General features: G+C 63.9%; 18 protein-coding genes (1 of these 18 cut by a window edge). 9 read left to right on the forward strand and 9 right to left on the reverse strand.

All coding sequences use genetic code 11. From position 1 onward, the window contains the following. On the reverse strand, positions 1-206 hold the 5' portion of the coding sequence (locus AC6H34_RS05865) for a hypothetical protein (protein ID WP_497538188.1). The gene continues 91 nt to the left of window position 1, outside the view; the window shows 206 of its 297 coding nt (coding positions 1-206); it begins with the start codon at positions 204-206; its stop codon lies beyond the left edge, outside the window. A gap of 272 nt (positions 207-478) precedes the next feature. Here AC6H34_RS05865 and AC6H34_RS05870 point away from each other — a divergent pair, with 272 nt between their 5' ends. The 3 genes from AC6H34_RS05870 to AC6H34_RS05880 all read left to right on the forward strand — a co-directional run bounded on the left by AC6H34_RS05870 (position 479) and on the right by AC6H34_RS05880 (position 4,355). Further along, the gene (locus AC6H34_RS05870) at positions 479-2,476 is read left to right on the forward strand and encodes a peptidoglycan DD-metalloendopeptidase family protein (RefSeq protein ID WP_497538189.1); all 1,998 of its coding nucleotides are present in this window, start codon (positions 479-481) and stop codon (positions 2,474-2,476) included. Positions 2,477-2,539: 63 nt separating this feature from the next. After that, complete coding sequence (locus tag AC6H34_RS05875; protein WP_448150903.1) at positions 2,540-3,832, forward strand: ATP-binding protein; 1,293 nt, start codon at positions 2,540-2,542, stop codon at positions 3,830-3,832. Further along, complete coding sequence (locus tag AC6H34_RS05880) at positions 3,822-4,355, forward strand: response regulator transcription factor (protein ID WP_448150902.1); 534 nt, start codon at positions 3,822-3,824, stop codon at positions 4,353-4,355. The genes AC6H34_RS05875 and AC6H34_RS05880 overlap by 11 nt, the downstream gene beginning before the upstream one ends. Positions 4,356-4,367: 12 nt before the next feature. Here the strand turns inward: AC6H34_RS05880 and AC6H34_RS05885 are convergent, their stop codons facing one another. The 5 genes from AC6H34_RS05885 to cyoA are packed head-to-tail and all read right to left on the reverse strand — an operon-like array spanning position 4,368 to position 9,408. After that, entirely contained in the window at positions 4,368-5,108 is a 741-nt protein-coding gene (locus tag AC6H34_RS05885; RefSeq protein WP_497538190.1) for an SURF1 family protein, read from the reverse strand. A gap of 10 nt (positions 5,109-5,118) precedes the next feature. Next, positions 5,119-5,496, reverse strand: a complete 378-nt coding sequence (cyoD, locus tag AC6H34_RS05890; RefSeq protein WP_448150900.1) for a cytochrome o ubiquinol oxidase subunit IV — start codon at positions 5,494-5,496, stop codon at positions 5,119-5,121. After that, on the reverse strand, positions 5,493-6,143 hold the full coding sequence (gene cyoC / locus AC6H34_RS05895; protein ID WP_497538191.1) for a cytochrome o ubiquinol oxidase subunit III: 651 nt from the start codon (positions 6,141-6,143) through the stop codon (positions 5,493-5,495). Before cyoC ends, cyoD begins: the two co-directional genes overlap by 4 nt. Positions 6,144-6,145: 2 nt before the next feature. Beyond that, on the reverse strand, positions 6,146-8,149 hold the full coding sequence (gene cyoB, locus AC6H34_RS05900; protein ID WP_497538192.1) for a cytochrome o ubiquinol oxidase subunit I: 2,004 nt from the start codon (positions 8,147-8,149) through the stop codon (positions 6,146-6,148). A 29-nt stretch (positions 8,150-8,178) separates the two neighbouring features. Next, a complete protein-coding gene (gene cyoA, locus AC6H34_RS05905) occupies positions 8,179-9,408 on the reverse strand; it encodes a ubiquinol oxidase subunit II (protein WP_497538193.1) in 1,230 nt (409 codons plus the stop codon). A 265-nt stretch (positions 9,409-9,673) separates the two neighbouring features. On the opposite strand from cyoA, the gene AC6H34_RS05910 reads away from it, so the two are divergent. Beyond that, a complete protein-coding gene (locus AC6H34_RS05910) occupies positions 9,674-10,990 on the forward strand; it encodes an MFS transporter (protein WP_448150897.1) in 1,317 nt (438 codons plus the stop codon). A gap of 214 nt (positions 10,991-11,204) precedes the next feature. On the opposite strand, the gene clpB is transcribed toward AC6H34_RS05910, so the two are convergent. Beyond that, a complete protein-coding gene (gene clpB, locus AC6H34_RS05915) occupies positions 11,205-13,805 on the reverse strand; it encodes an ATP-dependent chaperone ClpB (protein ID WP_448150896.1) in 2,601 nt (866 codons plus the stop codon). Positions 13,806-14,220: 415 nt separating this feature from the next. On the opposite strand from clpB, the gene zwf reads away from it, so the two are divergent. The 3 genes from zwf to AC6H34_RS05930 all read left to right on the forward strand — a co-directional run bounded on the left by zwf (position 14,221) and on the right by AC6H34_RS05930 (position 17,009). Further along, positions 14,221-15,678, forward strand: a complete 1,458-nt coding sequence (gene zwf, locus AC6H34_RS05920) for a glucose-6-phosphate dehydrogenase (RefSeq protein WP_448150895.1) — start codon at positions 14,221-14,223, stop codon at positions 15,676-15,678. Positions 15,679-16,073: 395 nt separating this feature from the next. Then, on the forward strand, positions 16,074-16,577 hold the full coding sequence (locus tag AC6H34_RS05925; RefSeq protein ID WP_448150894.1) for a hypothetical protein: 504 nt from the start codon (positions 16,074-16,076) through the stop codon (positions 16,575-16,577). A 36-nt stretch (positions 16,578-16,613) separates the two neighbouring features. Further along, positions 16,614-17,009 carry a hypothetical protein gene (locus AC6H34_RS05930; RefSeq protein WP_448150893.1) on the forward strand — a complete coding sequence of 132 codons (396 nt, stop codon included), beginning with the start codon at positions 16,614-16,616 and terminating at the stop codon, positions 17,007-17,009. A 145-nt stretch (positions 17,010-17,154) separates the two neighbouring features. Here the strand turns inward: AC6H34_RS05930 and AC6H34_RS05935 are convergent, their stop codons facing one another. Both AC6H34_RS05935 and AC6H34_RS05940 read right to left on the reverse strand, forming a co-directional pair. Then, positions 17,155-18,051, reverse strand: coding sequence for a fructose bisphosphate aldolase (locus AC6H34_RS05935; protein ID WP_448150892.1), 897 nt, complete (start codon positions 18,049-18,051; stop codon positions 17,155-17,157). Positions 18,052-18,402: 351 nt separating this feature from the next. Next, positions 18,403-18,600: a DUF2735 domain-containing protein gene (locus AC6H34_RS05940; RefSeq protein WP_448150891.1), complete on the reverse strand. Its 198-nt coding sequence runs from the start codon at positions 18,598-18,600 to the stop codon at positions 18,403-18,405. 589 nt (positions 18,601-19,189) lie between these two features. Between AC6H34_RS05940 and AC6H34_RS05945 the strand changes: the two genes are divergently transcribed. Both AC6H34_RS05945 and rlmN read left to right on the forward strand, forming a co-directional pair. Further along, a complete protein-coding gene (locus AC6H34_RS05945) occupies positions 19,190-20,224 on the forward strand; it encodes a glutamine synthetase beta-grasp domain-containing protein (RefSeq protein ID WP_448150890.1) in 1,035 nt (344 codons plus the stop codon). A 165-nt stretch (positions 20,225-20,389) separates the two neighbouring features. Next, positions 20,390-21,682, forward strand: coding sequence for a dual-specificity RNA methyltransferase RlmN (rlmN, locus tag AC6H34_RS05950; protein ID WP_448150889.1), 1,293 nt, complete (start codon positions 20,390-20,392; stop codon positions 21,680-21,682). The last annotated feature ends 71 nt before the right edge of the window (positions 21,683-21,753 follow it).

The following is a 21,753-nucleotide window of genomic DNA, read 5'->3' on the forward strand; positions in this document are numbered from 1 at the left end:
AGATTTGAATGTGCGATCCATCTCTTCGCCGGCTCGACTTTTTTGCGGGACGGCTTTTGCGTTCCGCCGGACACCACACGGACGCCCTGAGCCCCTCTTCCTCCCCTCCAGCATTCGTGCGGCTGCGGGCAAACCGCGATCAGGAGCGAAAGGAACGGTTCCCGGCCGCCATTCGTCGCCCTTTCCAGCCCGGCATGCGTGCCCATTTGGGCGCTCCTTTTCCCTCAAGCCTCGTCGCGCGGCGGCCCGGTGTTTCCTCTCGCGGGCGCGATTCCTTAGTATGCAACAGCAGATTCGCACCCGGAATCGCCAGATTCTTGCCCCTTGCCCCACTTCGGCCCAATTGATCAGGGGTTAAGATGGATCTGGAATTGACCAGCGCCCTTGTCTGAGGCACCGTCCGCGCCCAGGATTGGGCGATCTTCTATACAATAGCGGCCCGCCTGAGGGTTCAGCGTATTTGGCGGAATAATCGATTTTGTCTCCACGATCGGCCTACAGGGATATGCGTCAGGACCGCTACGGGGCGACGGACCCCGGAACGCAGCCGCCCCTGTCGGCCGATGGCGGGCGCGCACCCGATCGCCGCAAGGTCTCGCTGCGCTGGCTCACCGGCACGATCCTCACGGGCCTATTCGGCGCCGGCCTGATGGGCGGAGCGGTCTACGCGGCCCTCGACGGCGAATACAGTGTCGCCAGCCTGCCGCAGACGGCTCCCGGCGTAGCCCGGGACAGCGAGACGCAGACCAACACCAGCCAGAAGTCGGATCGGATCCTGATCCAGACCGACACTATGGAAGCCCATCAGGTCATCCGTATCTCCACCACCACGAAGGTCGGGGACAAGGACGTCATCAAGGTGAAGCCCTTCGCGCGGGTGCTCGCGAGCCTGCAGATGGCATCGGGGAGCCTAGCTTCCCAGGTACCCGCCTACAACCAGCAGGCGCTGGCGGCCGATCCAGACGCCGCGCTGGCCCCGGCGGCGGAGCAGCCCCCGCAGCAGGCGCCGAACGACGACGGCGAGGTGACGGTGGCCAACCGCGATCTCGCCGACGTGAATTTCGAGCCTGCCTCCGGTCCTCTCCTACCCGATGAGCAGGTCGCTGCCCTGGTGCGCGCGCAAAGCCAGGGCGCCGATCCCTCCACGAATATCCCGCCGCAATTCGTGGCACTTGCCAATGACGACGATGCCGAAAGCCCGGATCTCACCGCGCTTCGCGAAACGGACGTGCAGACCGATCCCGATTCGGCGCTGAAGATCACCATCGTCCCCGAGAACTTCACCAATGTAGGCAAGACCGCCGGCGAGGTCAGCTCGAAGGAGCAGACCATCCCGGTCGGCGACAAGGATACGCTCGCCTCCATCCTCGGTGGCCTCGGTGCCACCGACCAGGAGGTCGACGAGATCGCCAAGGCGCTCGGCGATGCCGGCAAGCTGCATGGCGGCCTGCGCCTGCGCGTGCTGGTGGCGCCCGCGGGCGAGGACGACGACAAGCCCCGTCCCGTGCGCCTTTCGGTCTACAATGCCGACAAGCATCTCGGGACTGTCGTGCTTTCCGACACGGGCGACTATGTCTCGGTGCAGGATCCGACCTCCACCGACATCGCGGCCAATGCCCAGGACAACCAGAACGACAACACGGACAGCGGCGACGACGATAGCGGCACGGGACTCAGGCTCTACTACTCGATCTACGAGACGGCCCTGAAGCAGCAGGTGCCGAAGGACATGATCGACCGCCTGATGCATATCTATGCCTATGACGTCGATCTCACCCGCCACAGCAGGCCGGGCGACAATTTCGAACTCTTCTACGAGCAGGACGATAGCGGCAAGCCTGTCGGCGACATTCTCTACACCGCCCTCAATGTCGGGGGCGAGCTCAAGCGCTATTACCGCTTCCAGAGCCCGGACGACGGCAAGGTCGACTATTACGACGAGGACGGCAAGTCGGCGCGCAAGTTCCTGACCCGCAAGCCCATCGACGCCGGCGAGATGCGCTCCACCTTCGGCATGCGGCGCCACCCGATCCTGGGCTACTACAAGATGCATACCGGCGTGGACTGGGCCGACAGGATCGGCACGCCGATCCGCGCCACGGGCAACGGGACCATCATCAAGGCCGGTTGGACCAACGGTTATGGCCGTCACATCGAGATCCAGCACGCCAACGGCTATGTCACCACCTATTCGCACATGAGCGGCTTCACCCGTACCTCCGTGGTGGGGGCGCCGGTCACCATGGGCCAGGTGATCGGTTATCTCGGCATGACGGGCCTGGCGACCGGCCCGCACATTCACTACGAGGTGAAGATCAACGGCAGCTTCGTCGACCCCATGCGCATCAAGCTGCCACAGGGCCGTGAGCTCAACGGCGACATGCTCGTCGCGTTCAAACAGGAGCGCGAGCGTATCGACGGCCTGATGAGCAAGGCACCGGTGGCGGAAATCGCCAGCGGCAGCAGCAAGACCTGAGGGACGGCCGGCTATCTTGCCGGGATGCTTTCGCCAGCGCTGCCGGCATGCCAGAACACCCTCATGAATTCCATCCAGGACACCACCAACAAGAAAAATCTCTACCTGCTGATCCAGCTGCGGTGGCTCGCGGTGATCGGGCAGGTCGTCACCATCCTCTTCGTCGATCTCGCGCTCGGCATTGCGCTGCCTCTCATCGAGATGGCAGCCGTCATCGTCTTCCTGGTGGCGCTCAACGTGGTCAGCCTGCTGCGCTATCGTAGCCAGGACGCGGTGAGCAATACGGAGCTCTTTCTCGAGCTGCTGCTCGACGTCGCAGCCCTGACCGTCCAGCTCTATCTCAGCGGCGGCGCTTCGAACCCTTTCATCTATCTCTATCTCCTACAGGTCATCATCGGCGCCGTGCTTCTGGAGGCATGGTCGATCTGGGCGCTGCTCGGCATCACGAGCGTCTGCTTCATCGGCCTCACCACCTACAACCAGCCTATCGCGATCCCGCTCCAGGCCGGCGGCGGCCTCTCCAATTTGCGGACGCAGGGGCTGTTCATCTGCTTCGTGCTGGCGGCGAGCCTGCTGGTCTTCTTCGTCACCCGGATCGACCGTAACCTGCGGGCCCGCGATACCTATCTGGCACGCCTGCGCCAGCAATCGGCCGAGGAAGACCACATCGTTCGCATGGGCCTGCTCGCCTCCGGCGCGGCGCATGAACTCGGGACGCCTCTCGCAACGCTTTCGGTGATTCTCAGCGATTGGCAGCGCATGCCGATGTTCCGTGAAGACGGCGAAGTGGCGCAAGAACTCCAGGAGATGCGCAGCCAGCTCGATCGCTGCAAGGCGATCGTCACCGGCATCCTGATGTCATCGGGCGAAGCGCGCGGCGAAGGCACGCTGCGCACGAGCGTCAACACCTTCTTCGACGGCCTGGTGGATGAATGGCGCGCCCATCGCTCCCCCGCCTGGTTCGATTACGAGAACGCTTTCGGCGCAGACGAGGCGATCGTCTCCGATTCCGCCCTCAAGCAGATCGTCTTCAATCTGTTCGACAATGCCGTGGAGGCCTCTCCAAGGTGGCTGGGGGTCACCCTGGAACGTCGCGATGACATGATCGTGCTGCAGGTCAGGGATGCGGGGCCGGGATTCGACAGGGAAGTGCTGGACCAATTCGGCAAACCCTATAATTCGAGCAAGAATCGGCCGGGCGGCGGGCTCGGCCTCTTTCTGGTGGTGAACGTCGTGCGCAAGCTCGGAGGCACGGTGACGGCACGCAACGAAATAACCGGCGGTGCGCTGGTGGAACTGGCGCTGCCCCTCGCCGCGCTTTCCCCGGGCGAGGCAGGAGAGGCCGATGGAGCCTGAACGCACGCTGCTGATCGTGGAGGACGATGCGTCCTTCGCGCGCGCCCTGCGCCGCTCCTTCGAGCGCCGTGACTATGCCGTGCATCTCGCCATCGGTCTGGAAGAGGTGCGGACGCTCCTGGAGCAGTACTCGCCAGACTACGCCGTGGTCGATCTCAAGCTCGCCGGCGGCTCGGGCCTCGAATGCGTCAAGGCTCTCCATATGCACGATGCCGACATGAAGATCGTGGTGCTCACCGGCTTTGCGAGCATCGCGACCGCGGTCGAGGCCATCAAACTGGGCGCCTGCCACTATCTCGCCAAGCCCTCGAACACCGACGATATCGAGGCGGCCTTCCAGCGCAGCGACGGAGACACCAGCGTGCCCACCAGCGACGCGCCGACCTCGCTCAAGAACCTCGAATGGGAACGCATCCACGAGACGCTGGTCGATACCCAGTTCAACATCTCCGAAACGGCCCGGCGCCTCGGCATGCACCGCCGGACGCTGGCACGCAAACTTGAAAAGCGGCGAATGCGGTGAGGCGCCGCGGAGCTACCCTCGCCTCACGCTGCGCTCGTCGCGAACGAGGTAGAACAGCCCGCCGAGCGACAGGATCGCCAGGCCGAACCATGTCAGCGCATAGACGAGATGATTGTTCGGCAAGTCCACCACGGTGAGCCCGCCTGCCGGCACGGCATCGGGGCCCTTCCCGTCGGCGTCGACGAAATAGGGCGCGACGTCCTTGAGGGCGCGTTTTCGGGCGATGGCGCCCACGTCGCGCGAATACCAGCGATCGGCATCGGGATCGTTGCTGCGCAGGAATCCGCCTCCGGGCTCGCTGATTCGCAGAAGACCCGCGACCTCCGCCGGCCCGGCAGCGCTGTTCACCGCCCCTCGCTGTTCCGGCAACACGAAGCCTCGATTGACCAGCACCACGAAGCCCTGGTTCGTCTTGAGCGGCGAGAGAACCCAATAGCCGCCGCCATAAGCGGTCGTGGCCTGGGTGAAGACGGGAGGAACGTCCAGGAACGAGCCGGCAACCTGCACGTGGCGGTAGGCGTCCTTGCCGGCATCGATGGCAGGCCAGCTTTCGGGGCCCGGAGCGAGAGCCGGCGCGGTATGGATGCGGGCATCGATCTGGGCGATCAGCCCGAGCTTCCAGGCGCGGCGTTCGACCTGCCACAGGCCGAGCCCCGTGAAGACGACGATGGCCACGACGAGCGCGGCCACCACGCCGGCGAAGGCACCGGCGGAGCGTGGTGACCGGTCCTCCCGGTCACCTTCGCTGCTCATGCGATCCGCCTCATGGCATCTGGCTCATGTCGTGCACCGAAACCGGCATCATGTTGTTGACGAGATGGTACATCACCCAGATCGAGCCGCTCAGCGTGATCACGACCAGCACGACGGTGAAGATGAGAGCCATCAGGTTCCAGCCGCCCTCGGACTTGGCGTCCATGTGCAGGAAGTAGACCATATGCACGATGATCTGGATCACCGCCAGGGCGATGATGATCAGCGAGGTCGTGACATTAGAGAGCACGCCGCTCATCACCAGGTAGAAGGGAATGGCGGTCAGCACCACCGACAGCAGGAAGCCGGTGATGTAGCTCTTGCGCGTGCCGTGCGAAGGCGCGTGATCGTCGTGGTGGGGGTCTGGGTGGTGGGCTTGGGCGCTCATCGCAGGATCCCCATCAGATAGACAAAGGTGAAGACGCCGATCCAGATCACGTCAAGGAAATGCCAGAACAGGCTGAGGCACATCAGGCGGCGGCGGTTGGCGGCCGTGAGACCGTAGCGGGCGACCTGCACCATCAGCGTGAACATCCAGATGAGACCGGTGGTGACGTGCAGGCCGTGCGTGGAGACCAGCGTGTAGAACGCCGAGAGGAAGCCGCTGCGCTGGGGCGTGGCGCCTTCCAAGAACATGTGGTGGAACTCATAGAGCTCGATGCCCACGAAGGCCATGCCGAACAGGGCCGTGATGGCGAGCCAGCCCTGCGTCGCCCCGACGCGATTGTCGACCATCGACAGCATGGCGAAGCCATAGGTGATGGAGGAAAGCAGCAGCATCGAGGTGTTGACCGCCACGAGCGGCAGGTCGAACAAGTCCCTGGGGGAAGGGCCGGCGGCATAGTTGCCACCGAGCACGCCGAAGGTGGCGAACAGGATCGCGAAGATGAGGCAGTCGCTCATCAGGTAGATCCAGAAGCCGAGCATCGTGCTCGAGCCCTCGGGATGGTCGTGCTCGTCGGCGAGATAGAAGACGGGCGCCTCGTCCTGCGACGGTGAACCGGTCTCCGGGATGAGGATGGTGTTCTGCGACATGATCATTCTCCCGCCGAGAGCAGGCGCGTCCGCGCATTTTCGGTGGCAACCACTTGTTCGGCGGGAATATGGAAGTTGCGGTTATAATTGAAGGTGTGGCCGATGGCGACCACCACGGCGAGCGCGAAACTCGCGATCGCCAGCCACCACACATACCAGATCATGGCGACCGCGAAGGCGGAGGACAGCAACGCCAGGATGGCTCCCGTACCCGTGTTCTTGGGCATATGGATCGGCTTGAAGCCCTCCAGAGGGCGCTTGTAGCCGCGCTTTTTCATGTCGGCCCACGCATCCAGGTCATGCACCACCGGCGTGAAGGCAAAGTTGTAGGCCGGCGGCGGCGATGAGGTCGACCATTCCAGCGTGCGGCCGTTCCAGGGATCGCCCGTCGTGTCGCGCAGCTGCTCGCGCTTGCGGAAGCTGACATAGAATTGGATCAGCATGGCGGCGATACCGATCGCGATCAGCACGGCGCCCAGCGCGGCGATGACGAACCAGATCTGCAGGGAGGGATCGTCGAAGTGACGCAGGCGCCGCGTCACCCCCATCAGGCCGAGGATGTAGAGCGGCGTGAAGGCCACCCAGAAACCCACCACCCAGAACCAGAACGACACCAGGCCCCAGAAGCGGTCGAGCTTGAAGCCGAAGGCCTTGGGGAACCAGTAGTTCACGCCGGCGAACATGCCGAACAACACGCCGCCGATGATCACGTTGTGGAAATGGGCGATCAGGAACAGCGAATTGTGCAGCACGAAGTCGGCGGGCGGCACCGCCAGCAGCACACCCGTCATGCCGCCGATCACGAAGGTCAGCATGAAGGCCACCGTCCACATCATCGGCAGCTCGAAGCGGATGCGTCCCCGATACATGGTGAAGAGCCAGTTGAAGATCTTGGCGCCTGTCGGGATGGAGATCACCATCGTGGTGATGCCGAAGAAGGAGTTGACGCTGGCGCCCGAGCCCATGGTGAAGAAGTGGTGCAGCCAGACGAGATAAGACAGGATGGTGATCACCACCGTGGCATACACCATGGAGGTGTAGCCGAAGAGCTTCTTGCCGCAGAAGGTGGCGGTGACTTCCGAGAAGATGCCGAAGGCCGGCAGGACGAGGATGTAGACCTCCGGATGACCCCAGATCCAGATGAGGTTCACATACATCATCGGATTGCCGCCGAGGTCGTTGGTGAAGAAGTTCGTGCCGACATAGCGGTCGAGCGACAACAGCACGAGCACGGCCGTCAGGACCGGAAAGGCGGCAACGATCAGGACGTTGGTGCACAGCGACGTCCAGGTGAAGACGGGCATCCTCATCATGGTCATGCCGGGCGCGCGCATCTTAACGATGGTGGCGATGAGGTTGACGCCTGACAGCAGCGTGCCGATGCCCGCCACCTGCAAGGCCCAAATGTAATAGTCGACGCCGACATCCGGACTGTAGGCGATGCCGGACAGCGGCGGGTAAGCGAGCCAGCCGGTCTTGGCGAACTCCCCGACGAACAGGGACATCATCACGATCACGGAGCCCGACGCCGTCATCCAGAAGGAGAAGTTGTTCAGGAAGGGGAAGGCGACGTCCCGCGCGCCGATCTGCAGCGGCACCACGAAATTCATGAAGCCGGTGACGAAGGGCATCGCCACGAAGAAGATCATGATCACGCCATGGGCGGTGAAGACCTGGTCGTAATGGTGGGCGGGCAGGTAACCCTGCGAGTCGCCGAAGGCTATGGCCTGCTGCGCGCGCATCATGATGGCGTCGGAGAAGCCGCGCAGGAACATGATCAGCGCCAGGATCAGGTACATGATGCCGATGCGCTTGTGGTCGATGCTGGTGATCCACTCGCGCCACAGATAGCCCCAGAGCCGGAAATAGGTGATGGCGCCGAGCACCGCGATGCCGCCGAGGGCGACCATGATGAAAGTGCCGACCAGGATCGGCTCGTGATAGGGGATGGCTTCGAGCGTAAAGCGGCCAAAGATGGGGCTCACTGCAACCGTGTCAGAGGACATGACGAGGACCGATCGATATTGGGTTGCAACTAGCCGCGCTGAGCAGCGGACTGCTCGGCTGGCAGGCGGAGGGCTTGCGGACGGGACAGATTCTGGGGCGCGCTGCGCAGCGCCGGGACGGACTGCTTCCAGGTGTCGAGTTCGCTCTGCCGCGGTGCCGAGCAGTAGTCGGCGACGTAATAGGGGTCGGGGCCCAGCACCGATCCGCGGCGTGCATACTTGTCATAGATCAGCGGGCGCACGTTGTTGACGCCCTCGAGGCCGAGGCCGCCCTTGGCGTCAACGCTCATCATCTTGTCCATGCACATCTTGCTGGGATCGACGCACAGGTTCACGATGGCATGGTAGAGATCCTCGGCGACGGCGCTGTAGTAGCGAACGGGCTCGTTCTCGCTGGGCTTCTCCAGGGACTGGTAGGCAGCGCGGTCCAGCACACCCGTGCCGGTGCTCTTCGCCTTCTGGATCCACTGCTCGAAGCCGGCCTGGTCAAGTCCATGGAACTTGAAGTTCATGCCCGAAAAGCCGGCGCCGCTGTAATTGGCCGAGATGCCCTCGAATTCGCCCGGATGGTTGATGACGGCATGCAGCTTCGTCTCCATGCCGGGCATGGAATAGATCTGGCCTGCCAGCGCCGGTATATAAAAGGAGTTCATCACCGCCGACGAGGTGATCCTGAAGCTGATCGGCCGGTCCACCGGTGCCGCCATCTCGTTGACGGTGGCGATGCCGTATTGCGGATAGATGAACAGCCACTTCCAGTCGAGGGAGACCACCTGCACTTCCAGCGGCTGCACGTCGTTCGCCACCGGCTTGCCCGCGGCCACCCGCTCGAGCGGGCGGAAGGGATCGAGGAGATGGGTACCCGTCCACGTGATCGCGCCGAGCACGATGATGATGAGCAGCGGCGCGGCCCAGATAACCAGCTCGAGCTGGGTCGAGTGATCCCAGTCCGGCTCGTAGCGGGCCGCCTTGTTGGACTGGCGGTAACGCCAGGCGAACAGGATGGTGAGCGCCATCACCGGGATGATGATGACCAGCATCAGGAAGGTCGAGAAGACCAGGAGATCGCGCTGCTGGGCGGCGATATCGCCGGAAGGAGCGAGGACGACGGCGTTGCAGCCGGTCAGAAGCCCCAGCAAGGGCAGCACCAGAAGGCTGCGCCGAAGCTTGGACCGGTTTCTCGAGGTCGCACCGCTGTCGCCGGAAACCGGCGTCCACTTTTCGGCACGATGGTGCTGGGCATGGGATGGCTGTCTCATGTCGTGCCGATACGCCTCCGGTTCCTGCATGCACATTGGACATTTTGTCCAATGACAATATCATCACAAAGACGGCAGAAGGTAACCCCAAGAGTCCCGTGCCGAAAAGTGGGTAGCCGTTTTCGGCGCAAAAGATATGACACCAAAGACCTGTAGCATCGGCTCCGATCAAGAAATCGAATCCGGTGCTATAGTGGGCCAGCCTCCCGCCCCTTCCGGCCCGGCGCAACACAGAGGCCCAGGAGCAAGCCGACAGATGATGAGCATGACGACCACAACGCACCCTGGCCAGCCCGACACGCATCGTCACACGATCGCACCGGGCGAGATCGCCATCGGTGTGATCATCGGCCGAACGTCGGAGTATTTCGACTTCTTCGTCTATGCCATCGCCTCGGTCCTGGTGTTCCCGAAGCTCGCCTTCCCGCATGTCGAGCCCCTGATCGGCACGCTCTATTCCTTCGCCGTCTTCGCCCTGGCCTTCATTGCCCGCCCCTTCGGCTCCGCGCTCTTCACGCTGTTCGACCGGCGCTATGGCCGGGAGATCAAGCTGACCATTGCGCTCTTCATGCTCGGCGGATCGACGGCGTCCATCGCCTTCCTGCCCAACTACGCTACCATCGGCGCCTGGGCCGGCACGCTGCTTTGCATCCTGCGCATCGGCCAGGGCATCGCGCTCGGCGGAACCTGGGACGGCCTGCCCTCCCTGCTGAGCCTGAACGCGCCGGCAGGCCAGCGCGGCTGGTACGCGATGATTCCCCAGCTCGGCGCCCCGCTCGGGCTGATCGTCGCCAGCGGCCTATTCGCCTTCTTCTATGCCACGCTGAGCCCGGAGGATTTCCTGGACTGGGGCTGGCGCTACCCCTTCTTCGTAGCCTTCGCCATCAATGTCGTGGCGCTCTTCTCACGCCTGCGCATCGTCGCCACGCCTGAATATGCCGAGCTGTTCCAGACGCAGGAGCTGCAGCCCACCCCGATCAAGGAGACGGTAAGGGAACAAGGCCGCAACATCATCATCGGCTCCTTCGCTCCGCTCGCCACTTTCGCCCTCTTCCACATGGTGACGGTGTTCCCGCTCGCCTGGGTGGTGCTGGAGACCAACGAGACGCCGGTCCAGTTCCTGATCATCGAGATCATCAGCGCCCTGTTCGGCGTCGCGGCGATCGCTGCCTCCGGACCGATCGCAGACCGCTTCGGCCGGCGCAACCTGATCGCCGTGTGCGCCATGGGCATCGCCATCTACAGCGGCTACGCGCCCCAGCTCCTGAACGCGGGCAATACCGGGGAGATCGCCTACATGATCGGCGGCTTCATCCTGCTCGGCCTCACCTTCGGCCAGGTCTCGGGCGCCGTGAACTCGGCCTTTCCGATCCAGTACCGCTACACCGGCGCGGCGCTGACCTCGGATCTCGCGTGGCTGTTCGGCGCCGGCTTCGCCCCCTTCGTGGCACTCGGCATCGCCTCGCTCTTCGGCCTTGCCGCCTCGGGCGTCTATCTGCTCTCAGGCGCGATCTGCTCACTCATTGCGTTGTGGATCAACCTCGAAGGCATCCGCAGGGGTACCCAAGAATCGAAGGACTGAGCTGTCTTCCGGCCGCGCGCGTCGCGGCCGCCTTGGAAGAGACGGACTTCAAAGGAAAGGCGCGACCGGGAGGCCGCGCCTTTTCTCTTGGCTGGAATGTTCACCAGCAGGCGGGACGCCTGCGGTCCCTGCAAAAAAGGCGCGCCGTGTCGGTCGCGCCTCTTCCTACGTCAGTGCGGGTTCGAGAGGCGGACGTTACGTCCGCGCTCCCGGGTTACGCTGCCACGGCGTTCACCGCATTGCCGCCGATGACCAGCCCCGAACCCGTCGCGCTGATCGGGATGTGGCTGCCGTCCTTCACCTTGCCGGAAAGGATCATCTCGGCGAGAGGATCCTGAACCAGCTTCTGGATCGTACGCTTCAGCGGGCGCGCACCATAGGCAGGGTCGTAGCCCTTGTCGGCGAGGTAGCTGCGCGCCGCATCGTCGAGTTCGAGCGTGATCTTGCGCTCGTCGAGCAGCTTCTGCAGCCGCGTCATCTGGATATCGACGATCGCGCCCATCTGCGCCCTCTTCAGGCGATGGAACAGGATGATCTCGTCCACGCGGTTGAGGAACTCCGGCCGGAAGTGGCTGCGCACCACGGCCATGACTTCCTCGCGCACGGCGCCGGAATCCTCGCCTTCCTTCTGGTTGACCAGATATTCGGCGCCCAGGTTCGAGGTCATGATGATCAGCGTGTTGCGGAAGTCGACCGTCCGCCCCTGCCCGTCCGTCAGCCGCCCGTCGTCGAGCACCTGCAGGAGGACGTTGAACACGTCCGGATGAGCCTTTTCGATCTCGTCGAACAGCACCACCTGGTAGGGCCGGCGCCGTACGGCTTCGGTCAGGGCACCGCCTTCGTCATAGCCGACATAGCCAGGAGGCGCGCCGATGAGCCTGCTCACCGAGTGCTTCTCCATATATTCGGACATGTCGAGCCGGATCATCGCCGTGTCGTCGTCGAACAGGAAGCTCGCGAGCGCCTTGGTCAGTTCCGTCTTGCCGACGCCCGTGGGGCCGAGGAAGATAAAGGAACCGATGGGCCGGTTGGGATCCTGCAGTCCGGCGCGGGCACGGCGCACTGCGGTGGACACCGCCTGTACGGCCTCGCCCTGGCCGACCACGCGGGTCGCCAGCACGTCTTCCATGCGCAGCAGCTTGTCCTTCTCGCCCTCGAGCATCTTGTCGACCGGCACGCCCGTCCAGCGTGACACGACCTGCGCCACGTGGTCGGCCGTCACGGCCTCCTCGACCATGCTGCCCTTCGACTCCGACGCCTCGGTATCCGCCAGTTCCTTTTCGAGCTTCGGAATGACGGCATAGGTCAACTCGCCGGCACGCTGATACTCGCCGCGACGCTGGGCGTCCGCGAGTTCGTTCTTGGCCTTGTCGAGCTGGCCCTTGAGGTCGGCGGCGCGGCCGAGCTTGTCCTTCTCGCTCTTCCAGCGCTGGGTAAGCGCACCCGAGCGCTCCTCGAGGTCTGCCAATTCCTTCTCGAGCCGGCCGAGCCGATCCTTGGAGGCATCGTCGTCCTCGCGCTTCAACGCTTCCTGCTCGATCTTGAGCTGGACGATGCGCCGGTCGAGCTCGTCGAGCTCCTCGGGCTTGGAATCGACCTGCATGCGCAGGCGCGACCCCGCCTCGTCGATGAGGTCGATGGCCTTGTCCGGCAGGAACCGGTCGGTGATGTAGCGGTTCGACAGCGTGGCGGCGGCCACGATGGCGCTGTCCGTCACCCGCACCTTGTGATGCTGCTCATACTTCTCCTTGAGGCCGCGCAGGATGGAGATGGTATCCTCCACCGTCGGCTCCTCGACGAAGACAGGCTGGAAGCGCCGGGCGAGCGCGGCATCCTTCTCGACATGCTTGCGGTATTCATCGAGCGTGGTGGCGCCGACGCAGTGCAATTCGCCGCGCGCGAGGGCGGGCTTGAGCAGGTTCGAGGCGTCCATGGCGCCCTCGCCCTTGCCCGCGCCGACCAGCGTGTGCATCTCGTCGATGAAGAGGATGATCTGGCCTTCGGCCGACATCACCTCGTTGAGCACGGATTTCAGCCGCTCCTCGAACTCGCCGCGATATTTGGCGCCGGCGATGAGCGAGCCCATGTCGAGGGCGAGCAGCGACTTGTCCTTGAGGGATTCGGGCACGTCACCATTGATGATGCGCAGCGCCAGCCCCTCGACGATCGCCGTCTTGCCCACGCCGGGCTCGCCGATCAGCACCGGATTGTTCTTGGTGCGGCGGGAGAGGACCTGGATGGTGCGGCGGATTTCCTCGTCGCGTCCGATCACCGGGTCGAGCTTGCCCTCGCGCGCGTCCGCCGTCAGGTCGCGGGCATATTTCTTCAGCGCGTCATAGGCATTCTCGGCCGTGGCGCTGTCGGCCGTGCGGCCCTTGCGCAGGGCCTCGATGGCCTTGTTGAGGTTCTGCGGCGTCACGCCGGCCGTAGCGAGCGCCCTGCCTGCCTCCGAATCCTTTTCGATGGTGAGCGCCAGCAGCAGCCGCTCCACCGTGACGAACGAGTCGGAGGCCTTGTCGGCGGCCTTTTCGGCAGCCTCGAAGACGCGGGCGAGTTGCGGCGTGAGATAGACCTGGCCGGCCCCCGCCCCCTGCACCTTCGGCAATTTGCGGATTGCGGCCTCGACGGCATTCAACGCCTGGCGCGAATTGCCGCCCGAGCGGTCGATCAGACCGGCAGCGAGCCCTTCCGGGTCGTCGAGCAGCACCTTGAGGAGATGTTCCGGGGCGAATTGCTGGTGGCCTTCGCGCAGCGCCAGTGACTGGGCTGACTGTACGAAACCACGCGCCCGTTCGGTGTAGCGTTCGAAATTCATGGGTTCTTCCTTCCTGCACGCCCGGGGACCCGTAGCATCGCCCAAGCGCCATTCGATTTGTGGGCCCCGAAGGCGCCCACTGGAGGAGATGTGGTGAGGCCCCAAGGGAGCGCAAGGGGATGCGAGGAGAGTTTTAGACGGTATCGGAACCAGCGTTTTGACCGAGGTCAAAGGGCGCGTCGCGGATTCGGCCCCCAGGCCGGAGAGGGATTGCCGGCAGCCTTAACTATCCGCCGCTCAGTTTTTCGACCTCCCCCTTGATCCCGATGCTCATCCATGCACCTATCCAGGCTCATTCCGGTGTGAGGCTCGCGTGACCGTTCCAGGCTCCAGACCCGCCGCCCGGCGGAAGCCTGCCGCAGCGAAGACGCAGCCCACGCCCCAGGGTGCAACGGCAGACGCAAGGACGAGTATTTTGCAGAAGAATTCAACGCGGGTCGGACCCGGCTTTCCGCAGGTCGTCGTGCTCGTCGGCGCCACGGGCGATCTCTCGCGGCGCAAGCTGCTGCCGGGCCTCTTCCATCTCACCAAGGCGGGCTTCATTCCCGGCTGCCGCATCATCGGCGTCTCGCTCGACGAGATCGACGCCGATGCCTTCCGCGCCATTGCCCGCGAATCGCTCGAGAAATTCTCTTCGCGCAAGTTCACGCCGGACGAATGGGCGGCGTTCGCCGCCTCGCTCGACTACGTGCCGCTCGCGGCGGGCGCCGGCGTGCTGAAGGAGGCGGTCGATCGGGCCGAGGAGGAACTGGGCACCGAGACCCGCCGCGTTCACTATCTCTCCGTGCCGCCCAACGCCGCGCTCTCGGCGGTCCAGCTGCTCGCGCAGGCCGGGCTGGTGGAGCGCTGCCGCATCATCATGGAGAAGCCCTTCGGCACGGACCTCGCCAGCGCCGTGGCGCTGAACAAGAAGCTCCACGACGTCTTCGACGAAAGCCAGATCTTCCGCATCGATCACTTCCTCGGCAAGGAGCCGGCGCAGAACATTCTCGCCTTCCGCTTCGCCAACGGCCTCTTCGAGCCGATCTGGAACCGCAACTTCATCGACCATGTGCAGATCGACGTGCCGGAGACGCTGGGCCTGGACCGCCGCGCCGCCTTCTACGAATCCACCGGCGCCTATCGCGACATGGTGGTGACACACCTTTTCCAGATCCTCGCCTTCATGGCGATGGAGCCGCCCACCGCGCTGGAACCGCAGCCCATTTCGGAGGAGAAAAACAAGGTGTTCCGCTCCATGGTACCGATCGACCCGCGCGACGTGGTGCGCGGTCAGTATATCGGCTACCGCAACGAGCAGGGCGTCGATCCCGAGAGCGACACCGAGACCTTCATCGCCCTCAAATGCGCCATCGACAACTGGCGCTGGGCCGGGGTGCCCTTCTTCCTGCGCACGGGCAAGCGACTTGCCGAAGGCCAGCGCATCATCTCCATCGCCTTCCGCGAACCGCCCAAGAGCATGTTCCCGCAAGGCTCGGGCGTGAGCGCGCAGGGGCCTGACCATCTCACCTTCGACCTTGCGGACGCCTCCAAGGTTTCGCTCTCCTTCTACGGCAAGCGCCCAGGCCCGGGTTTCCGGCTCGACAAGCTTTCCCTCCAGTTCGCCATGAGCGAGACGGGCATGATCGGCGACGTGCTGGAGGCTTATGAGCGCCTGATCCTGGACGCGATGCGCGGCGACCACACGCTGTTCACCACCGCCGAAGGCATTGAGCGCCTGTGGGAGGTCTCCCAGCCCCTCCTCGAAAATCCGCCGCCCGTGCGCCTGTACGACCAGGGCGGCTGGGGGCCGAAGTCGATCCACCAGCTCATCGCACCGCATGCCTGGCGCCTGCCGTTCGAGCGGGCATGGCGGGACTCTGGCAAGGAATAGCCGGACGCCCGCTTCCGCTGGAATCGGGAGGGCCGGTCGGGAGGCCGGCCTCGCCGCCCTTGGCATCATTCGCGCGTAGCCGGCCTCATCGCGCGTCCGAAGCATCAAGTTGCGCCATCCAAAGCAGCTGGCCATCATTGTCTTCGTTTTTATTTGAATAATTCCAGAAAGCGGCCCTATAGTAGCGCCGCGCTTTCCTGTTCTCGCCTGCCGAGAACATGAACAGTAAAAGATCGACGGCTCTACTTGCGGATCGTGATGTCGCGGGGGCGATCATCGCAGCGGGGTGCTTTCCGGAACGTCAACTCCAGAAAGAGATCTGTTGTGCCTCCAGACCATCCTTTCTTTCCGTATCAGGTGGGGCCGCGTTACACTCGCAGCCTGGGACCGGCACAATGAGCACGCTCACCGTCACACTGATCGTCGTACACACCCTCATCAGCATCGCCGCCATCCTCGCCGGCGTACCTGCCATCATGGACCTCTTCCGCTCGCGGACGAACTCTGCCTCGATCTGGTTCTTCCTCGTCACCGCCATCCTCACCAGCGCCACCGGCTTCGTGCTGCCCCTGGCCGGCGTGACCCCCGCCGTGATCGTCGCCATCATCGCCCTGGTCATCCTGGCGGCGGTGCTCTTCGCCAAGACCCGTCTTCTCGAGGGTGCGCTCTGGCGCTGGATCTACGCGGGGGGCATGGTCGCGAGCCTCTACCTCCTCGTCTTCGTGGCGATCGCCCAGGCCTTCGGCAAGGTCGGCGTGCTGCACGACGCGGCTCCGACGGCGTCCGAACCGCCCTTCACGATCACGCAGGGTATCACGCTGGCGTTCTTCGTCCTGCTGGGCCTCGTGGCGGCATGGCGGTTTCACCCGACGGCGGCCAGCCGGTATGCGGCGGCCTGATCCCGCTCACAACCCATGACAGGAGGCAGGACCGCCATGCGGGCATCAACCATCTTCACCACGATCGCTCTGGCGATTACCGTCTCATCCTGCGCCGCCATCAAGGCGGAAAAGGTCGACGAAAAAGAGGCAAGGCTCTCCGCGGCGGGATTCGTCCGCAACCAGGCCAACACGCCCGCCAAGCTCGCCAAGGCGCAGGCGCTGCCCCAGAACAAGATGTTCATCGTGACCAAGGGCAGCAAGAACTACTACATCTACGCCGATGTGGCCGGCTGCCAATGCGTCTATGCGGGCAATGAGGGCGCCTATCAATCGTACCAGCAACTGCGGATCCAGCAGAACATCGCCCAGGAGCAGGTGCTGGCGGCGGAACTGAACCAGGAATCAAACCTGGAACTCGCGACGGTCTGGGGGCCGGGCTTCTATTACTGAGGGACAGCGCAGGGAGCCCCCGTTCCGGCGGCTTCGCCAGCGCCACACCGTTCTTCCCTGAAGGTCAGAATGCAATCGGGGCTGCGCCGACGATCGGCGCAGCCCCGGATTTTCACGCTGGCACCGCTGGTGCGGAGGCCTGCCCTCAGACCTTGTTGACGCTCGCCTTGTAGATCTCGTCGATTGTCTTGCCGAGGCTGGCGTCGAATTCCGCGTCGCTCATGCTGACACGCAGGTCTTCGGTGAGTGCGCGGGAGAAGCTGGCGATCATGCCGTGATTGTGGCTGAGCTTCTCGCAGGCGTCCGCGCGGGTGTAGCCGCCGGAGAGCGCGACGACACGGACGACGGCCTTGTGGTCGACCAGCGGCTTGTAGAAATCAGGCACGGTGGGAATGGTGAGCTTGAGCATCACCTTGGTGCCCTCGGACAAGGCGTCGAGCTCCTTGACGATCTCGTCGCGCAGGAGGACCTCGGCTTCCTGCTTGTCGGCAGCCTTGATCGAAACTTCCGGCTCGATGATCGGGATGAGGCCGTGGCCCAGGATCTGCTTGCCCACCTCGAATTGCTGCTTCACCACGGCGGCGACGCCGGCCTTCGAGGCCTTGCCGATCACCGAGCGCATCTTGGTGCCGAACACGCCCTTCTTCACGGCGCGCTCCAGCAGGGCATCGAGATCGGGCATCGGCTTCATCACCTGCACGCCGTCTTCCTCGGCAGCAAGGCCCTTGTCGACCTTGAGGAAGGGCACCACGCCACGATCTTCCCACATGAAGCTCGGCACAGGCTTGCCCTTGGCCTCGCCGTCCATGGTCTTCTCGAACAGGATGGCGCCGATGACCTTGTCGCTGGAGAAGGCGGGGGCCGTCATGATGCGCACGCGCATCTCGTGCATGAGGCGGAACATCTCCTCGTCGCCGCTATAGGTGTTGTCGGCGATGCCATACAGGCGCAGTGCGCCGGGCGTGGAGCCGCCGCTCTGGTCGAGCGCGGCGATGAAGCCGCCCTTGCTGGTCATCTGAGACATCATCTTCGCGTCGGCCATCTTCTTCTCTCCCTGGAGCACGATGCCAAAAGGTGCAGCCCTTTTGGCGCAGCTCATGCGTAAAAACAATTGATTATGGCGGGCCGGCGCAGGAAAAGCGCCGCGCCGCCCGGCGGGTGGCGAACGGAAGGGAGTATCGGTGGGCAGGCGGGAGGAAGCAAGTGGAATGGGCGCGCAGGAGTTTCGCGCGGAAGCGGGAATTCGTCGGACTGCCGGACACAGCCCCCTGTGATGACGGCCCGCAACTGTCACTCCGCGACACTTATTGAAAGTGTCGCCTGCTTGCGTTCATGAGTTGGCGTTTCCACGCCGGCCGGCAGCCGGCGGTCCCAGGCAGGCGGTGCCAGGAAGTCAGCGCTTCCTGGTCTCCCCCGCTTCCTGGATCGCGGCGTCGTGGTACCAGCCCGAGCCGAATTCCACGGTCGGGAGGCGATTGCTGTTGAGGGCAGCCAGCGGCTTGACCTCGCCATGGTTCAATGTCGGAGCCGTCCGTGTCCTCGTGGGGAACACATAGATCTTGGCCGACTCCCGATACGTACTCGCAGTCATGCTCATCTCCTTCGGTTTGATGCAGACCCCGCAGGCGCACCAAATCTGAGAAGGACTTCTAGCATAACTTGCACTCGATTTATACAGATTGCCTCAATTTAAAGCAGTGTTTGCCTATATTATAATCAAGATGGTTTTCGCTTTTTTGGACGCCATGGTGCGTTGCGGCAATTTTGGCGGTTGCCGGGTTTTTCGGCGGTTTGACTCATGAGAGTCAGGTGATGCCGCGATTTTGGGCAAAGTGGCGCGCAAATTGGCGCAGATCCGAGCGCTCGTGCCATGGAGGACGCATTGCGGATCGCCGGCAGGGCGGAGGGGCTCGAATGCGAGCCGCGAGGTTCCTTCGGGGCTGGCATCCGGGAATTGCATACATCGCGGCGGAAGAAGCACGCCGGGGCCGTCGACGCGTTGGCGGAGACGGGACTCCCCGCCCCCTCTCGGCGGTCCATCATGCCGCCACGGCCCGCCCGGCTGCGGCAAAAGCGCTTCACTAGCCCACTTGGCACGCATCCTGCTTATTTGAGGCCAACCATCGGCGGTCCGGCTGAACCGGCCCCGTTGCGTGGCATCAAAACTGAGAGAACCCCGAATGACGAAGTACAAGCTCGAGTATATCTGGCTCGACGGATACACTCCGGTGCCGAACCTGCGCGGCAAGACGCAGATCAAGGAATTCGACCGCTTCCCGTCGCTCGAAGAGCTCCCGCTTTGGGGTTTCGATGGCTCCTCGACCATGCAGGCCGAAGGCCGCAGCTCTGACTGCGTGCTGAAGCCCGTCGCTCTCTATCCGGATCCGGCCCGCAAGAACGGCGCCCTCGTGATGTGCGAAGTGATGATGCCGGATGGCGTCACCCCGCATCCGTCCAACTCGCGCGCCACCATTCTCGACGATGACGGGGCCTGGTTCGGCTTCGAGCAGGAATACTTCTTCTACAAGGACGGCCGCCCGCTGGGCTTCCCCGAGCACGGCTATCCGGCTCCGCAGGGCCCCTACTACACGGGCGTCGGCTATAAGAATGTCGGCGACGTCGCCCGCCAGATCGTTGAAGAGCACCTGGAGCTCTGCCTCGAGGCCGGCATCAACCATGAAGGCATCAACGCGGAAGTCGCCAAGGGCCAGTGGGAATTCCAGATCTTCGGCAAGGGCTCCAAAAAGGCCGCCGACGAAGTCTGGATGGCCCGCTACCTGCTACAGCGCCTCACCGAGAAGTATGGCATCGATATCGAATGGCACTGCAAGCCACTCGGCGATACCGACTGGAACGGCTCGGGCATGCATTGCAACTTCTCCACGAAGTTCATGCGCGAAGTCGGCGGCAAGGCCTATTTCGAGGCGCTGATGGGTGCCTTCGAGACGAACATCGACGACCACATCGCCGTCTACGGCCCGGACAATCACATGCGCCTCACCGGCAAGCATGAGACCGCTCCGTGGAACAAGTTCTCGTACGGCGTTGCCGACCGCGGCGCCTCGATCCGCGTGCCCCATTCCTTCGTCAAGAACGACTACAAGGGCTATCTCGAAGATCGCCGCCCGAACTCCCAGGGCGACCCATACCAGATCGCCTCGCAGGTGCTGAAGACGATTGCTTCCGTCTCCACCGAGACGAAGGCTGCTGCCTGATAAAAATCCAGAGCAGGGAATGAAGGCGGCGCGGGTGGCAACACCCGTGCCGTTTTCTTTTTGCGGGCGCACGGACATCCTGCCCGGCTCCCCCGGGGCCCGGTTTCCAGTGTCGGGCGGATGCCCGTGCCCCCCCCCGAGGCACGCTTCCCGTACGAGCCCGTTATGTGCTATAGGCCCGGCCAACATCAGGAATTTCCCATGTCGGCCCTTTCGCTCGAACCGGCGGCGAGCCTCGCGCCCGTTGCCGCCATACCCGTTTCAAAACCATCCCTCGCCGGGATGGACCGCGCCGAACTCGCCCAGGCGCTGACCGCCATCGGCGTACCCGCCTCCGAGGCGAAGATGCGCGTGGCCCAGCTTCATCACTGGCTCTATGTGCGCGGCGCCGCCTCCTTCGACGCCATGACGAACGTCTCCAAGCATCTGCGTGCCAGGTTGGAAGAGCATTACACGCTCGACCGGCCAGAGATCATCGCCGAGCAGGTCTCGGCCGACGGCACCCGCAAATGGCTGATGCGCATGCCCTCGACCGGACCGGCCGACAAGGGCGCGGAAATCGAGACCGTCTACATTCCGGATGAGAGCCGCGGCACCCTGTGCGTCTCCTCCCAGGTGGGCTGCACGCTCAATTGCTCGTTCTGCCATACCGGCACGCAGAAGCTCGTGCGAAACCTCACCTCGGCCGAGATCGTCGCCCAGCTCCTGGTGGCGCGCGACCGGCTGGGCGACTGGCCCGGCCAGGAACCGCCCGAGGGCGCGATCGTACCGCGTGACGGCGGGCGTTTCGTGTCGAATGTCGTGATGATGGGCATGGGCGAGCCGCTCTACAACTACGACAACGTCACCGCTGCCCTGAAGACGATGTCGGACCAGGACGGACTGTGCCTGTCGCGCCGGCGCATCACCCTCTCCACCTCGGGCGTGGTGCCGATGATCGGCCCGCTCGGCGAGGGCATCAACCCGGCACTCGCCATCTCGCTGCACGCAACGAACGACGACCTGCGCAACGAACTGGTGCCGCTCAACAAGAAGTATCCGATCGCCGATCTGCTGGATGCCTGCCGCAACTATGCCGGCCTCTCCAACGCCCGCCGCATCACCTTCGAATATGTGATGCTGAAGGGCGTGAACGACAGCCTCGCCGAGGCAAAGACGCTGGTGAAGCTGCTGAAGGGCATTCCCGCCAAGATCAACCTCATTCCGTTCAATCCCTGGCCCGGCACGTTCTACGAATGCTCGGACTGGGAGCAGATCGAGGCCTTCTCCGACGTGGTGTTCAACGCCGGCTACGCTTCGCCGATCCGCACCCCGCGCGGCCGCGACATTCTCGCTGCCTGCGGCCAGCTCAAGAGCGAAAGCCAGAAGATGCGCGCCCGCGAAAGGCTCGCCATCGAAGCCGATGCGATGAAGAAGCTGGCCGTGGAGGCATTCTACGTGCATGGCGCGGAGGAGTAGTTCCGGGTGTGCGGACATCCCGTCCGCCCCGGGAGGACTCGCCCACCCGCTCTTGAGCCGCTATACTGAGC

It is taken from the genome of Labrys sp. ALF-8 (genome assembly GCF_059699065.1).